Raw genomic sequence first — 14,273 nt, forward strand, 5'->3', positions numbered from 1 at the left:
TCAGTGCTCCTGTCCGGGGTCGGTCGCGCCCTGCGGGAGCAGGGCGCGGGGCGGGGCGTCGCCGGGCGCGGTGCCGCACCCGCCCGGGCAGGTCGCCGCGGGGTGCCCCCCGCGGCAGGCCGGGCACGCCAGGAAGAGGGCGCGGCAGGAGCCGTCCCCGCAGTTGACGAAGCGGTTGGCGGGCCCGCCGCACCGGTCGCAGCGCCCGATGGTCACGGTCTCCGGGCTGAACTCCACGTGCATCCGGCGGTCGAAGACGTACAGGGAGCCCTCCCACAGCCCCCGGTCCCCGCGCTCGCGGCCGTACGCGGCGATGCCGCCGTCGAGCTGGTAGACCTCCCCGAAGCCGCGGCGGCGCATCAGCGCGGAGAGCACCTCGCAGCGGATGCCGCCGGTGCAGTAGGTCACCACGGGCCGGTCCTTGAGGTGGTCGTAGGCCCCGGAGTCGAGGGCGGCCACGAAGTCGCGGGTGTGCGCCACGTCCGGCACCACCGCTCCGCGGAAGCGCCCGATCCGCGCCTCGTGGGCGTTGCGCCCGTCGAGGAACACGACGTCCTCGCCGCGCCGGGCCACCAGGCGGTCCACCTCGGCCGGGCTCAGCCGGGTCCCGCCGCCGACCACCCCGCGCTCGTCCACCTCGAGCTCCTCGGGGGCCCCGAAGGACACGAGCTCGTCGCGGACCCTGACCGAGAGCCGGGGGAAGTCCTCGGCCGAGCCGTCCGACCAGCCGAGCGCCACGTCCCGCAGGCCCGGGTGGCTGCGGGTCTCCCGCGCGTACCGCTTGAGCGCCCCGACCTCGCCGCCCACGGTGCCGTTGAGCCCGTGCGGGGAGACCAGGATCCGCCCGCGCAGCCCCAGGCCCTGGCACAGGGTGCGCTGCCAGAGCATCACGGCCGTGGGGTCGGGCAGCGGGGCGAAGACGTAGTGGGAGAGGATCCGGTGCTGTGCCACCGCACCAGGCTACAAGCGCCGCGGCGCCTCCCGCGCCGCCCGGACCGGCGCCCCGGGGCGAGGGGCGGGCTCAGCGGACCCGGCCCGCGCCCTCCCCGGGGGCGACCACGAAGGTGCCGGGGGCCCGGTGGCCGGCCCGGGCGAAGGCCTCGGTCACCGCGGCGGCGGTCCGCTCGGTCTCCGCGGCCGCCACGAGGGCGATCGCCGAGCCGCCGAAGCCGCCGCCGGTCATCCGCGCCCCGATCGCCCCGGCGGCCCGGGCGGTGTCCACGGCGAGGTCCAGCTCGGGGCAGGAGACCTCGTAGTCGTCGCGCAGCGAGGCGTGGGAGGCGGCCAGCAGCTCCCCGATGCCGGCCACGTCCCCCGCGCGCAGCCGCTCGACGGTGGCCAGCACCCGGGCGTTCTCGGTGAGCACGTGGCGCACCCGCCGGGCGGTCACCGCGTCGAGGCCGCTCAGGTCGGCGTCGGCGGGGACGTCGCGCAGGGAGGCGGCCCCGAGGGCGGCGGCCCCGGCCTCGCAGGAGGCCCGCCGGGCGCCGTAGCCGCCGTCGGCGTGGGAGTGGGCGACCCTCGTGTCCACGACCAGCACCGCCAGCCCGTGCTCGGCCAGCGGCAGCGGGACGGTCTCGGCGGCCAGGCTCCGGCAGTCCAGGAACAGGGCGGCCCCGGCCCGGCCCATCAGCGAGGCGGACTGGTCCATGATCCCGGTGGGGGCGCCGACGAACTCGTTCTCCGCCCGCTGGGTCAGCCGGGCCATGGCCGGGCGGTCCAGGCCGAGCTCCAGCAGGTCGTCCAGGGCCACGACGGTGGCGACCTCCACGGCGTGGGAGGAGGACAGTCCCGCGCCCACCGGCACGGTGGAGTCCAGCAGCAGCTCGAAGCCGGGCACCGGCACCGCCTCCGCCAGCACGTGCACGACCCCGGCCGGGTAGGCCCCCCAGTCGGCGACCGTCCCCGGGGCGAGGTCGGGGACGCGGAAGCGGGTCCGGGACAGCCGCTGCCCGTCGGGGGCGTAGGTGGAGGCCAGCTCCACCGCTTCGGGATCCGGCTCCCCGGCCCGGCGCAGCCGCACGGCCACCAGCGCGGAGCGGTCGATGGCGAAGGGCAGCACGAACCCGTCGTTGTAGTCGGTGTGCTCCCCGATCAGGTTCACCCGCCCGGGGGCCCGCCACACCCCGTCCGGGGCGTGGCCGTACACCTCGGCGAAGCGCCCGGCGAGCGCGGCGGCCCGGGCGGCGTCGCCGTCGGCGGGCCGGGCGTCCCCGGGCCCGGGGGTCGGCGGGTGGGGGTGCGGTGCGCTCATCGTGCGGCCTCCCTCAGGCGTGCGGCGGTCTGCTCGGCGGTGACGTCGTTGATGAACGCGCCCATGGCCGCCTCCGAGCCGGCCAGGAACTTCAGCTTGTCCTCCGCCCGCCGCGGGCTGGTGAGCTGCAGGTGCAGCCACCCGGCCTGACGGTCGGCGGCGTTCACCGGCGTCTGGTGCCAGGCGGCGATGTAGGGGGTGGGGGTGGTGTAGAGGCGGTCCACCCGCTGCACCAGGTCCTGGTAGAGCACCGCCAGCTCGTCGCGCTCGGGGCCGGTCAGCGCCGCCAGGTCCGGGACCTGGCGGTGCGGGAGCAGGTGGACCTCCAGCGGCCAGCGCGCGGCGTAGGGGACGTAGGCGGAGAAGTGCTCCCCGGCCAGCACCATCCGCTCCCCGGCCGCGGTCTCGTCGGCGAGCACCTCGCCCATCAGCGCCCGCCCCGTCTCCTGCAGGTGCGCCCGGGAGCGGGCGGCCAGGCGGGCGGCGTGCGGGGCCGGGTACGGATAGGCGTAGATCTGCCCGTGCGGGTGGTGCAGGGTCACCCCGATCTGCTCCCCGCGGTTCTCGAAGGGGAACACGTGCCGGATCCCGGCCGTCCCCGACAGCGCCTCGGTGCGCTGGGCCCAGGCCTCCACCACCGTGCGGGCCCGTTCCGGGGTCAGGTCCGCGAAGGAGCCCCGGTGCTCCGGGGTGAACACGACCACCTCGCAGCGGCCGTAGGCCGGGGACGGAGCCCCCCACAGCGCCCGCTCCCCCGCCCCGGCCGGCACCGGCAGCGCCCCGAGCTCCGGGCCCAGGGAGGGGAAGCGGTTCTCGAAGACGACGACGTCGAAGTCCGCGGCGGGGATCTCCGACTCCCGCCCGCCCACGGACGGGCACAGCGGGCACTGGTCGGCCGGGGGCAGGTAGGTGCGGGTCTGCCGGTGGGCGGCCACCGCCACCCACTCCCCGGTCAGCCGGTCGAAGCGCACCTCGCCGTGCCCGGCCCGCTCCCCCAGCGGACGGCGGTCGCTCACCTGCCCGACCGGCTCCGTGCCGCGGTCGGCGAAGAAGACCGCCTCCCGCCCGTCGGCCAGGTGGTGGACACGGTGGGCGATGGCCGTGTGCCGCCCCCGCTGCGTCGGGACGGCGGGAACCGGGGGGATCTGCTGCTGGGGCACGTCGGGCCCTTCCTGGCGGTGGGTGGTCGTTCGGGCGGTGCGCACGGTCCTGCTGACCTCCCGTGCCGGAGGTCGCCGGGCCGCGGGAGACGGGGCGCCGCTTCCGGCGCTCGCGGGCTGCCGGGCGCGCTGCGCCCCGTAGGCATTCTTCACCGTACCGAGCCCGGAGGGGACCGTCATGGGCCCCAGCGCGTCGGTGGCGTCGAACTCCCCGGGGCACGTGGTTCCCCGCGCCGGTGACGGCGTCCGGGCGTGGGCGGGCGGGACGTGCTCAGAACGCGCGGAGCTCCCAGTCCAGGGCGTGCTCGGCCCCGGGGGCGAGCACCACGAGGTCCCGGCCCGAGTTGAAGGCGTCGGGCGGGCAGTCCATCGGCTCGACCGCCAGCCCGCTGCGCGGCGCTCCCACGAGGTGGTCGCCGGTGTGCACCTGCACCCAGGGGGCGCGGGGGTCCCAGGCGAGCAGGGCCCCGTGCCCGTCCGGGGCCGTGAGGCGGACCGTGCACCGCCCGTCGTGCGCGGCCACGCCGGTGAACGCGTTGTCGATGGAGGCGCCCCGCAGCGGGCGCCCCGCCCGGAAGTCGAAGGGGCCTCCCGCCGTGTCCTCCAGGACGGTGGGCAGCAGCCGGTCGGGCGAGACCTGCAGCATCCCGGAGGCGTCGAGGTCGAGGACCCAGTCGTCGACGCTCCCGGGGCCGGCCACGAGGTAGGGGTGCGGGCAGCACCCGAAGGGAGCGGCGTCCTCCCCCTCGTTCCGGGCGCGGATCCCGACCCGCAGGCCGTCCTCGCCGAGCGCGTAGCGCACCTCCACCCGCACGGCGAACGGGTACCCGGGGTCCGCGCCGAGCCGGAGGGCGAGCACCACGTCGGTGGGGCTGCTGGAGACGACCTCCCACTCGCGGTCGAAGACCAGCCCGTGCAGGGCCGTCCCGCGCTCGGGCTCCGTGACGGGGACCTCGAGCCGGCGGTCGCCGAAGCGGTACCGGCCGTCGGCCAGGCGGTTGGGCCACGGGGCGCACACGACGCCCCGGAAGTCCTCGGTCGTGGCGCCCGGCTCCCGGGCCACCACGAGGGCCCGGCCGTCGTGCTCGAGGGCGCACAGCGCGGCCCCGAGGGTGTCGACGAGTGCGGTGTAGCCGCCGGCGGCGAGCGGGATCGACGTCACGGGGTTCCTCCTGGAGGATGGGGCCGCTCGCGGCGGCCGCGAGGACGGCGGGGCGACCGGGCCGGCGGTCCGGGCCGGCGCGGGACGCCGCCCCGGCGCCGGGGGCGGCGGAGGGGCGTGCCGGGTCGACGGTATCAGCGCGCCGTGGCGCAGGACACACGCCACGGCCGCGGAGGACCCTCCGCGCCCGCCCCGCGGAACCCGTCGCCGGGTCCCGCCGTCCCTGCGGGCCCGGCCGGGTTCCGCGGCGCCGTGGCCGGCGGCCGCGGCGACCCGGCGCCGGGCCGGGGCCGCGGTGGCACAATGAACCGGTGCCGTCCTCCGACCACGCCTCCCTGATCCCCCTGCTCGGCCGCGGCGACGCGCCGGAGCAGGTGCGCCATGTCCGGGAGCTGCCGGACCGGGACGCGGTGACGGCGCCGTGGCCCGAGCACCTGCACCCGGACGTGGTCGCGGCCTACGAGCGGCTGGGCGTGCACCGGCCGTACCTGCACCAGGTCCAGGCCGTGCTGGCCCCCCGGCACGTGGTGGTGGCCACCGGCACGGCCTCGGGCAAGTCCCTCGCCTACCAGGTGCCCGTGGCCGACGCCGTGCACCGGGGCCGGCTGGCCGCGCTCGCGCACCCCGGCATGGTGCGCCACCCGGACGAGGCCACGGCCCTCTACCTCTCGCCCACCAAGGCCCTGGCGGCCGACCAGCTCAAGGGCCTGGAGGCGCTGGGCCTGCCGACCCTCCGGGCCGCCACCTACGACGGCGACACCGACCCGGCCGAGCGCCGCTGGGTCCGGGACCACGCCGACGTGGTGCTGTGCAACCCGGACATGCTGCACTACGGGGTGCTGCCCAACCACGCGCGCTGGTCGCGGTTCCTCCGCCGGCTCCGCTACGTCGTCGTGGACGAGGCCCACTCCTACCGCGGGGTCTTCGGCTCGCACGTGGCCAACCTCATGCGGCGGCTGCGCCGGATCTGCCGGGCCTACGGCGCCGACCCCGTCTTCATCGGGGCCTCGGCCACCTCCTTCGAGCCGCACGCCTCCTTCGCCCGGCTCGTGGGCGTCCCCGAGGCCGAGGTGACGCCGGTGACCACGGACTTCTCCCCGCATGGACCGGTCACCGTGGTGCTCTGGGAGCCCGAGCAGACGGACGGCGTGGGCGAGAACGACGCGCCGGTGCGCCGGACCGCGCTGGCCGAGGCCGCCGACATGCTCACGGACCTGGTGCTGCGCCGGGTCCGCACGATCGCCTTCATCAAGTCCCGCCGCGGCGCGGAGACGATCGCCCAGATCGCCCACCGCCAGCTCGAGGAGGTCGACCCCTCGCTGGCCCACCGGGTGGCGGCCTACCGCTCCGGCTTCCTGCCGGAGGAGCGCCGTGCCCTGGAGGCGGCCCTGCGGGACGGTCGGCTGCTCGGCGTGGCCAGCACCTCCGCCCTGGAGCTCGGCATCGACGTGGCCGGCCTGGACGCCGTGGTGGTGGCGGGCTGGCCCGGCACCCGGGCGTCCTTCTTCCAGCAGATCGGCCGGGCGGGCCGGGCCGGGCAGGAGGCGCTGGCGGCGTTCGTGGCCGGCGACGACCCCCTCGACACCTATCTGGTCAACCACCCGGAGGCCGTCTTCGACGTGGACGTCGAGGCCACCGTCTTCGACCCCTCGAACCCCTACGTGCTCGCTCCGCACCTGTGCGCGGCGGCCGCCGAGCAGCCGCTGCGGGCCGAGGAGGTCCCCGCGTTCGGCCCCACGGCCCCGGAGGTACTCTCCTCCCTGGTGGCCAACGGGCACCTGCGCCGCCGGCCGAGCGGGTGGTTCTGGACGCACCCGCAGTCCGCGGCCGGGATGGTCTCCCTGCGCTCCGACGGCGGCGGGCCGATCCGGATCGTCGAGACGGGCACGGGCGCGGTGCTGGGCACCATGGACGCTCCCCAGTCCCACTACCAGGCCCACCCCGGAGCCGTGTACGTGCACCAGGGCCGGACCTACATCGTCGACGAGCTCAACGAGGCGGACTCCTACGCGGCCGTGACCCGGGCGCACCCGGACTTCTACACGACCGCCCGGGACGTCACCCAGGTCACCGTGGTGGCGGAGGAGCGCTCCGAGGCGTGGGGGCCGGTGACCGTCCACTTCGGCCAGGTGCAGGTCACCACGAAGGTGGTCTCCTTCCAGCGCAAGGCCGTGACCTCCAACGAGGTGCTCGGCGAGGAGCCCCTCGAGCTCGACGCCCGGGACCTGTTCACCAAGTCCGTGTGGTTCACCGTGCCCGGGCCCGTGCTGCACGGCGCCGGGATCGAGGAGCCGGACGTCCCCGGGTCGCTGCACGCCGCCGAGCACGCCGCCATCGGACTGCTCCCGCTCGTGGCGTCGTGCGACCGGTGGGACGTGGGCGGGCTCTCCACCGCCCTGCACGCCGACACCGAGCTGCCGACGGTCTTCGTCTACGACGGCCACCCGGGCGGCGCGGGCTTCGCGGAGCGCGGCTACGACACCGCGGTGGCGTGGCTGCGCGCGACCCGGGAGGCGATCTCCTCCTGCGAGTGCGAGCACGGCTGCCCGTCCTGCGTGCAGTCGCCCAAGTGCGGCAACCGCAACAACCCCCTGGACAAGCACGGCGCCGTGCGGCTGATCGACGCGCTGCTGCGCAGCGCCCCGGGCGCCTGACCGCTCACGGGCCCCCGGGCGGGCCGGCCCGGGAGACACCGTGGGCCGCGCCGAACCGGGCCAGCGGTCCTTCGAGCGCGACCACGGTGCCCACGTCGACGACGACCCGCTCCGGCTCCACCAGCTCGCACCGCTCCAGCCGGGCGCCGTTGGCCCGTGCGACGCGGGCCGCGGTGCCGCACGGCTCACCGGCCGCGAGGCCGCGGGCGACGTCCGCGGCGGCGAGCGCGGCGAGGTCCGCGGCCTTGCCCGCCCGCAGGGTCGCCGTGCCCGCCTGCGCCAGCAGCAGCACCGCCACCAGGAGCACCCCGAGCACCAGGGACAGCGTCAGCGCGTGCACGGTGCCGCTGCCGCGGTCGCGGTCGGCGGCCCGCGGCGCGCCGGCCGCCGACGCCGCAGGGCCCGCCGGCCGGGCCGCCGGGTCAGCCATCGTGGCCTCCCGCCGAGCGGGCGCCCTCGGTGTCGGCGGAGGCCTCGGCCCGCAGCTCCCAGCCGCCCCAGGTGCCCAGGATCCCCGGGGCGGGTCCGGTCACGACCACCGTGGAGGTCCCCGCGCCGTCCTCGAGGCGCACCGCGGCGTTCTCTCCCGCCACGGACCGCGCGGTCGAGCGGACGGTCGCGGCGGACTCGCCGCGGGCCGCGGCCCGGGCCGAGGCCCGCGCGGCCTCCTCGTAGCGGATCAGCGTCATCCCGGCCGCCGCGGCGGCGAGCAGCACGGCCAGGAGGAGCACGAGCGCGGGCAGCAGGACCGCCGTCTCGGCGGTGACGGCGCCGCGGTCGGGACACGCGGGGTGCGGCGACGGACGGGGGCGGTCGTCGGTCATGGTGGTCTCCTCGGGGAACGGGTGCGGACGGTGAGCGGACGACGGGTGGTCGGGCCCGCGGCAGCGAGGCCCGGACGGCGGGGAGCCCGGACGGGAACGCCCGGACCCGGAGCGCGGCCTGCCCCGCATGCGGCCCGACCCGGGCACGCACGGCCCGACCTGGGCGACGGCAACGGGCGTCCGCCGCGGCGGACCAGGACGGACCTTGGGGCCGGCGGCGCCGGGACCGACGCCGCGGGCCCCTGGTGGCACGGTGCTCAGACCCCGAGCGCCTTCTCGATGATCGCGGTCAGGAGCTCGCGCACCTGACCGGACGAGAGCACCGCGGCCATGACGCCGCCGAAGGCCGCGGCGGCGAGCACGACCATGGCGTACTCGACCGTGGTCGCCCCGAGGTCCGCTTCCTCCGCCCGCCGGAGCGGGCGGGGCGGGGTGCCGCGGAGGGCGGTCCGGTTGGTGCCGGGCGCCGGGGAGCCGCCCCGCACGAGGTCGGGTGCCACGGGCCGGCGGCGCCGGGACGCCTCGCGCGAGGGGAACCGGGGCCGGGAGAGCTGCTGCTGGGACATGACGGGTCCTTTCGGGATGGGTGGAGCGGGAGGGTGGCGGCGTGTTCCGCCTCGATCGCCTCGATCGGTGGGCGCGGTGCTGCCGGTGGGGCGGGCGCCCGCGGGCGGGGGCGCGCGGCTCCGGGCGCGGCGGGTCATCGGAGCACCTCCGGGACGAGGCCCATCACGACCGGCAGGACGCCCCAGCAGACGAAGGCCGGCAGGGAGCACAGCCCCAGCGGCAGCACGAGCTGCACGGACAGCACCTCCGCGGCGCGCTCGGCCCGCCGGTAGGCGGCCCGGCGCACCTGGGAGGCCTGGGACCGCAGGCTCCGCGCCGAGGGCGCCCCGGAGGTCGCCGTGAACGCGAGGGCCTCCCGGTAGTCCTCCAGGTGCGCCGGCAGCTCGCCGGCCGCGGCCCAGGCGGTCGCCCACGGCAGGCCCAGCCGCAGTCCGGCGCCCACCCCGGCCAGGGCGCCGCCGGCCGCCTGCCCACGGCTGCCGCCCAGCACGGCGACGGCCTCCCCGAGGGGCAGGCCGGCGTCCAGCATGGCCGCGGTCAGCTCCACGAGGACCCCGGCGGAGACGTGCCCCGCAGGAGCTCGGTGGCGGACCGGCAGCGGGCCGGAGGACGCCGTCGGACGCGCCCGGTGCGGCAGGAGCACCACGGTCAGGGCCGCGAGCAGGAGCAGGCCCGCGGCGGCGGCGGTCAGGGCCGTCATCGCGCACCCACGGCCTCGGCCCGCCCGATCAGCGCCCGCGTCCACGCCCGGCCCAGGACGGTGAGGACCGCGCCGGCGACGAGGGCGGCCACGCCCCACGGTGTGGTGAACAGGGTGCGCAGCGGGTCGACGCCCATGAGCACGCCCAGGGCGATCCCGAGCACGGGCAGCCAGGACAGGATCCGGACGGTCGAGCGGGGGCCCGCCAGGGCCGTGCTCCGGGCCGCCTCGGCGTCCAGCTCGGCCTCGAGGGCGTCCGCGAGTCCGCCGAGCAGCTCGGCCAGCGGTGCGCCGGTGCGCTCGCAGACCTCCCAGCACAGGGTCAGCTCGACCGTGGCCGAGACCGCCCACCGTTCCAGGGGACGGTGGCCGAGTGCCGGGGCGGGAACGGCGGCGAGGGCGTCCCCGGGGCTCAGGCCCAGGCGGGCGGCGGCCGCCACGGCGGCGCACAGCTGCTCCACGTGGCGGGCGGTGGGGGTGCGGGGCCGGTGGCCGGCCCCGCCGGAGGCGCCCTCGAAGGCCGCCGCCGGCGACCGCCCCGCCTGCAGCAGCGCCGCCAGCCGGCGCAGCAGCGCCACCCACTCCGCGGCCTCCGCGGCGGCGTCCCGGGAGAGACGGGAGCGCCACGCCGGCGCCCGCGTCCCGCCGGGGTCCCGCCGCGCGGCCGCCCGGACCCGGTGGAGCGGTCCGCCCAGCAGGGCCGCGGAGCAGCCCGCCAGGCACAGGGCGAGGACGAGCAGCGCGCTCACGGGGTGCTCCGTGCGGGGGCCGGGGCGAGGCCGCGGTCCAGCAGGGCGCACAGCCCGGCCCAGCCCGGTCCGCGGCGCAGCCGCCCGTCGGCCTGGACCGCGGCGGGCACCGTGGTGAGGGATCCGGCGCGCTCCTCCAGCAGGGAGACCGCGCGGACCTCGCGGCGCCCGCCCGCGCGGGCGACGTGGACGACCAGGTCCAGGGCGCTCACCGCCTGCAGCGTGACCGCCTCCCGGCTCATCCCGGCGAGCGCCCCCAGGGCCGCGAGCCGGGCGGGCAGCGCCTCCGCGGAGTTCGCGTGGACCGTGCCCGCTCCCGTGTGCCCCGTGTTGAGCGCGGTGAGCAGCTCGCGCACCTCGGCCCCGCGGCACTCCCCCACGACGAGCCGGTCCGGCCGCATGCGCAGCGCCTGGCGGACGAGCTCGGCCAGGTCGATGCCCCCGGCGCCCTCGGCGTTGGCGTGCCGGGCCTGGAGCCCGACCACGTGGGGATGCTCGGGGCGCAGCTCCGCGGCGTCCTCGATCAGCACGATCCGCTCGTGCTGCGGCGACCGGGACAGCAGGGCGTTGAGCACGGTGGTCTTCCCGGCGCCCGTGGCCCCGCTGACCAGGAAGTTCGCGCCGGACTGCACCGCCCCGGCGAGCAGCTCGGCCGTGTCCGGGTGGAGCGTGCCGACGCCCACGAGGTCCTGCAGGGACAGGCTCCGGTGCGTCCGGAAGCGCACGGAGAGCAGGGTCCCTCCGGTGGAGACGGGCGGCAGGACGGCGTGCACCCGGTACCCGGCGGCGGTCTGGACGTCGGCGCACGGGTGGGCGGCGTCGAGCCGGCGCCCGGCGGCGGTCACCAGCCGCACGGCCAGGGCCCGCACCTCGGCGTCGGAGCGGAACGGGGAGGCGACCCGCCGCACCCCGGCCTCGGTCTCCAGCCACACCTGGTCGGGGCCGTTGACGTAGACGTCGGTGAGTCCCCGGTGCGGCAGCAAGGGCTCCAGGGGGCCCAGCCCGGTGAGCTCGGCGCGCACCACCTGCACCGCGCGCAGGGTGCCGGCCGCGCCGAGCACCCGGCCGCCGGCGCGCACGGCCTCGGCGATGTCGGCGTCGGTGACCGGGCCCGGGGCGGACAGCAGCCGGTCCCGCACGTCCTCCAGCAGGGCGTCCGGCAGCTCGGGCGGGGAGGCGCTCACCGGGGCGCTCCCACGGCCGCGAGCAGTCCGGCCACGTCCCGCCCGAGCCGGCGGGAGCGGCCGGCCTCGAGGAGGCGGCCCGTCTCGGCGGCCTCGGGCACCCCGCCGCAGAAGCGCACGGACCCGGCGACCGGCAGGCCGGTCGTGGCGGCGGCCAGGGCGTCGTCCACGTCGGCCACGTTGAGCCCGGCCGGCACCAGGCGGGCCGGGACGCCGGCGAGCAGGTCCGCGGCCCACCGGGCGGCCAGCATGCCCCGCACCGTGCGGGGCGCCGGCACGAGGACCTCGTCGCACAGCACGGCCGTGTCCGCCGCCGCCGGGCCGGCCCGGCCCAGGTCCACGACGACGAGCTCGGCGGCCCGGCGCAGGGCTTCCAGCACGGGCGCGTAGGGCGCGGGCGTGCCGTCCGGACGGGAGCGGTCCCAGGAGAGCCACCGCAGCCGGCCGGTGCGGGCGAGGGCCGGCCACAGCTGCTCCGCGTGCACGGTCCCGGCGATGCGCTGCAGGTCCGGCCAGCGCAGCCCGTCCCGGTCCTCCAGTCCCAGCAGGACGTCGATGCCGCACCCCTCGCGGTCCGCGTCCACGAGCACGGCCGTGCGCTCCTCGTGGGCGGCCCGGTCCGCGATCCAGCACGCCAGCGTGGAGGCGCCCGCCCCGCCCACCGCGCCCAGGACGCCCACGACGTGCCCCGTCCCGCCCGGGCCGGGCCCGCCCGTGCTCCTCGCGGAGAGCAGGTCGGCGAGCCAGCCGGCGGCGTCCGGCAGCACCGCGACGGGGCAGCCGCCGAGCTCGGCGGCCCGGTCCCACAGCCCGGTGTCCTCGGGCCGGCCCACCAGCACGGTGCCCGGCCGGACCCGGCCCCGCACCGCGTGGTGCACGTCCACCAGGTCGGTGTCGGCGAGCGGCACCCGCGCGGGGGAGGTGGGGTCGGCGGGCTCGGCCAGCAGCTCGGCCCCGGCCGCGGCGCAGACGCACCCGACCGTGGCGCGCAGGGCGGGGTCGTCGCTGACGAGGCGGACCGTGCGGGGCCGGGCGGCGGGGGCGCCTGGGCTCCGGGCCGGGGCGGGGCGGTGGGCGGCGGTGCTCATGGGCCCACTCTCGGGCCGGGCGAGCGGGCGCCGGCCGGGCCGGGCCGGCGGTGTGGACGGAGTGCGGGGAGCGCGGCGGCGCGGGGGCGTGTGCAGTCCGGGCACCGGCCTACGGTGACGGACCCGTGCAGGACAATGGCCGGATGCACATCGTGGTGGGAGCAGCGGAGGAGGGCCGGGCCGGGCACCGTGCCGTGGTGGTGACCGGCGGGGCGGCCGGGGCCGCCGAGGACGTGCCCGCCGGGGAGCTGGCCGCGTTCGTCGCCGCGCGCGAGGAGGCCGCCCGCCGGGCCGGGGACACCGCCCCGCGCTGGACGTGGGAGCGCACCGGGGCGGTCTATCCCGAGCTGCTGGCCGCGGGGGCGCGCGTCGAACGCTGCCACGACCTGCGGCTGTGCCAGGCGGTCCTCGCCACGGCCGCGACCGCGCACGGCTCCGGGGCGCAGGGCCCCCTCCCCTACGCCCCCGTCCTGCCGGCCCTGCCGGGAGACGAGGCGCCTGGCCTGCTCCCGCCCCCTCGCCCGGCGCAGGACCAGTCGAGCCTGTTCGAGCTGCCGCGCGCCGCCGGGCCGGGGGTGGACGAGCTCGTGGGCGAGCTGCTGGCCCAGCTCGCCGCCGTGGCCGGCGCGGCGGACCCGCGCCGGCTGACCCTCCTGCTGGCGGCGGAGTCCCAGGGGGCGCTGATCGCCGCGGAGATGCAGCACGCCGGGGTGCCGTGGCGCGAGGACGTCCACCGCGCCCTGCTGGAGGAGGCGCTCGGGCCCGAGCCGGCGCCCGGGGAGCGGCCCGAGCGGATGGAGCGGACCGTCCGGCGGCTGCGGGAGGTGCTGCACGCGCCCGGGCTGAACCCGGACTCGCCGCAGGAGCTGCTCAAGGCCATGCGCGCGGCGGGCATCGACGTGACCAGCACCCGGCAGTGGGAGCTGGTCGAGTGGGCCCGGGCCGTGCCCGACCTCGCCGCGCGGCGCCAGGCGCTGATCGAGCCGGTCCTGGAGCACAAGAAGCAGGCCCGGCTGCTCAGCGCCAACGGGTGGCACTGGCTGGACACCTGGGTGCGGGAGGGCCGGTTCCGGCCCGAGTACGTGGTGGGCGGTGTGGTCACCGGACGGTGGTCGGCCCGCGGCGGCGGCGCCCTGCAGATCCCGCACGTGGTGCGCGACGCCGTGCGGGCGGATCCGGGACGGGTGCTCGTCGTCGCCGACGCCGCCCAGCTGGAGCCGCGCGTCCTGGCGGCCCTGGCCCACGACGACGCCCTGGCCGCGGCCTCCCACGGCCGGGACCTGTACCAGGCCATCGCGGACCTCGGCGAGGAGCGCGGGTCGGAGCTCACCGAGCGCCCGCAGGCGAAGGTCGCCATGCTGGGGGCCATGTACGGGGCCACCACCGGGCAGTCCGGGAGGCTCATGCCGCACCTGGCCCGGATGTTCCCGCGGGCCGTGGACTACGTGGAGCGGGCGGCCCGCGTCGGGGAGACCGGGGGGCAGGTGTGCACGCACCTGGGCCGCTGGTCGCCCCGGCCGGGCCCGGACTGGGACGCGGCCCAGCGCGACACCGCGACCGCCGAGGCCGAGCGGCGCGCCGCGGCGATGGCCCGCGGCCAGGGCCGGTTCACCCGCAACTTCGTGGTGCAGGGCACCGCCGCGGAGTGGGCGATGTGCTGGATGGGCGCCATCCGCTCCGCCCTCGTGCAGGAGGGGCTCGACGCCGAGCTCGTCTTCTTCCTGCACGACGAGATCGTCCTGCACTGCGCCCGAGAGGACGCCGAGCGCGCGGCCGAGCTGGTCCGGGGATGCGCCGAGCGGGCGGGGCGGATGGTGTTCGGGCGGATCCCGGTGGAGTTCCCCGTCAGCGTGGCCGTGGTGGAGTCCTACGCGGACGCCAAGTGAGCGGAACAGACCGGCCGCGCCGCGGCGGGCCCGGGCGCGGCGCCG

At 78.4% G+C, this 14,273-nt stretch carries 13 protein-coding genes; 2 read left to right on the forward strand and 11 right to left on the reverse strand.

The window, feature by feature from the left end; all coding sequences use genetic code 11:
• From trhO to ACWCOM_RS01080, 4 genes are all read right to left on the reverse strand, one after another.
• Positions 1–951 carry an oxygen-dependent tRNA uridine(34) hydroxylase TrhO gene (gene trhO / locus ACWCOM_RS01065; protein ID WP_454546879.1) on the reverse strand — a complete coding sequence of 317 codons (951 nt, stop codon included), beginning with the start codon at positions 949–951 and terminating at the stop codon, positions 1–3.
• A 70-nt stretch (positions 952–1,021) separates the two neighbouring features.
• Positions 1,022–2,254, reverse strand: coding sequence for a galactokinase (gene galK / locus ACWCOM_RS01070; protein WP_454546880.1), 1,233 nt, complete (start codon positions 2,252–2,254; stop codon positions 1,022–1,024).
• The gene (gene galT, locus ACWCOM_RS01075; RefSeq protein ID WP_454547082.1) at positions 2,251–3,351 is read right to left on the reverse strand and encodes a galactose-1-phosphate uridylyltransferase; all 1,101 of its coding nucleotides are present in this window, start codon (positions 3,349–3,351) and stop codon (positions 2,251–2,253) included. Before galT ends, galK begins: the two co-directional genes overlap by 4 nt.
• Before the next feature lie 334 nt (positions 3,352–3,685).
• The gene (locus ACWCOM_RS01080) at positions 3,686–4,576 is read right to left on the reverse strand and encodes an aldose 1-epimerase family protein (protein WP_454546881.1); all 891 of its coding nucleotides are present in this window, start codon (positions 4,574–4,576) and stop codon (positions 3,686–3,688) included.
• 311 nt (positions 4,577–4,887) lie between these two features.
• On the opposite strand from ACWCOM_RS01080, the gene ACWCOM_RS01085 reads away from it, so the two are divergent.
• Positions 4,888–7,230 carry a DEAD/DEAH box helicase gene (locus tag ACWCOM_RS01085; protein WP_454546882.1) on the forward strand — a complete coding sequence of 781 codons (2,343 nt, stop codon included), beginning with the start codon at positions 4,888–4,890 and terminating at the stop codon, positions 7,228–7,230.
• Between the two features lie 4 nt (positions 7,231–7,234).
• Here the strand turns inward: ACWCOM_RS01085 and ACWCOM_RS01090 are convergent, their stop codons facing one another.
• The 7 genes from ACWCOM_RS01090 to ssd all read right to left on the reverse strand — a co-directional run bounded on the left by ACWCOM_RS01090 (position 7,235) and on the right by ssd (position 12,342).
• A complete protein-coding gene (locus tag ACWCOM_RS01090; RefSeq protein ID WP_454546883.1) occupies positions 7,235–7,660 on the reverse strand; it encodes an Rv3654c family TadE-like protein in 426 nt (141 codons plus the stop codon).
• Positions 7,653–8,054 carry a TadE family type IV pilus minor pilin gene (locus ACWCOM_RS01095; RefSeq protein WP_454546884.1) on the reverse strand — a complete coding sequence of 134 codons (402 nt, stop codon included), beginning with the start codon at positions 8,052–8,054 and terminating at the stop codon, positions 7,653–7,655. The genes ACWCOM_RS01090 and ACWCOM_RS01095 overlap by 8 nt, the downstream gene beginning before the upstream one ends.
• 257 nt (positions 8,055–8,311) lie before the next feature.
• Positions 8,312–8,620, reverse strand: coding sequence for a DUF4244 domain-containing protein (locus tag ACWCOM_RS01100; RefSeq protein WP_454546885.1), 309 nt, complete (start codon positions 8,618–8,620; stop codon positions 8,312–8,314).
• A 134-nt stretch (positions 8,621–8,754) separates the two neighbouring features.
• On the reverse strand, positions 8,755–9,321 hold the full coding sequence (locus ACWCOM_RS01105; RefSeq protein WP_454546886.1) for a type II secretion system F family protein: 567 nt from the start codon (positions 9,319–9,321) through the stop codon (positions 8,755–8,757).
• The gene (locus ACWCOM_RS01110; RefSeq protein ID WP_454546887.1) at positions 9,318–10,070 is read right to left on the reverse strand and encodes a type II secretion system F family protein; all 753 of its coding nucleotides are present in this window, start codon (positions 10,068–10,070) and stop codon (positions 9,318–9,320) included. The genes ACWCOM_RS01105 and ACWCOM_RS01110 overlap by 4 nt, the downstream gene beginning before the upstream one ends.
• Positions 10,067–11,254 carry a TadA family conjugal transfer-associated ATPase gene (locus tag ACWCOM_RS01115; RefSeq protein WP_454546888.1) on the reverse strand — a complete coding sequence of 396 codons (1,188 nt, stop codon included), beginning with the start codon at positions 11,252–11,254 and terminating at the stop codon, positions 10,067–10,069. Before ACWCOM_RS01115 ends, ACWCOM_RS01110 begins: the two co-directional genes overlap by 4 nt.
• A complete protein-coding gene (gene ssd, locus ACWCOM_RS01120) occupies positions 11,251–12,342 on the reverse strand; it encodes a septum site-determining protein Ssd (RefSeq protein ID WP_454546889.1) in 1,092 nt (363 codons plus the stop codon). The genes ACWCOM_RS01115 and ssd overlap by 4 nt, the downstream gene beginning before the upstream one ends.
• 143 nt (positions 12,343–12,485) lie before the next feature.
• Here ssd and ACWCOM_RS01125 point away from each other — a divergent pair, with 143 nt between their 5' ends.
• Positions 12,486–14,228: a bifunctional 3'-5' exonuclease/DNA polymerase gene (locus ACWCOM_RS01125; protein WP_454546890.1), complete on the forward strand. Its 1,743-nt coding sequence runs from the start codon at positions 12,486–12,488 to the stop codon at positions 14,226–14,228.
• Positions 14,229–14,273: the final 45 nt, after the last annotated feature.

The organism is Kocuria sp. KH4 (assembly GCF_053711175.1).

What these genes read in the sequence shown, in the direction of transcription:
- ACWCOM_RS01095 (WP_454546884.1), bottom strand. Translation starts at nt 8,054, where the DNA reads ATGACCGACGACCGCCCCCGTCCGTCGCCGCACCCCGCGTGTCCCGAC.
- ssd (WP_454546889.1), bottom strand. Translation starts at nt 12,342, where the DNA reads ATGAGCACCGCCGCCCACCGCCCCGCCCCGGCCCGGAGCCCAGGCGCC.
- ACWCOM_RS01100 (WP_454546885.1), bottom strand. Translation starts at nt 8,620, where the DNA reads ATGTCCCAGCAGCAGCTCTCCCGGCCCCGGTTCCCCTCGCGCGAGGCG.
- galK (WP_454546880.1), bottom strand. Translation starts at nt 2,254, where the DNA reads ATGAGCGCACCGCACCCCCACCCGCCGACCCCCGGGCCCGGGGACGCC.
- ACWCOM_RS01105 (WP_454546886.1), bottom strand. Translation starts at nt 9,321, where the DNA reads ATGACGGCCCTGACCGCCGCCGCCGCGGGCCTGCTCCTGCTCGCGGCC.
- ACWCOM_RS01125 (WP_454546890.1), top strand. Translation starts at nt 12,486, where the DNA reads ATGCACATCGTGGTGGGAGCAGCGGAGGAGGGCCGGGCCGGGCACCGT.
- ACWCOM_RS01090 (WP_454546883.1), bottom strand. Translation starts at nt 7,660, where the DNA reads ATGGCTGACCCGGCGGCCCGGCCGGCGGGCCCTGCGGCGTCGGCGGCC.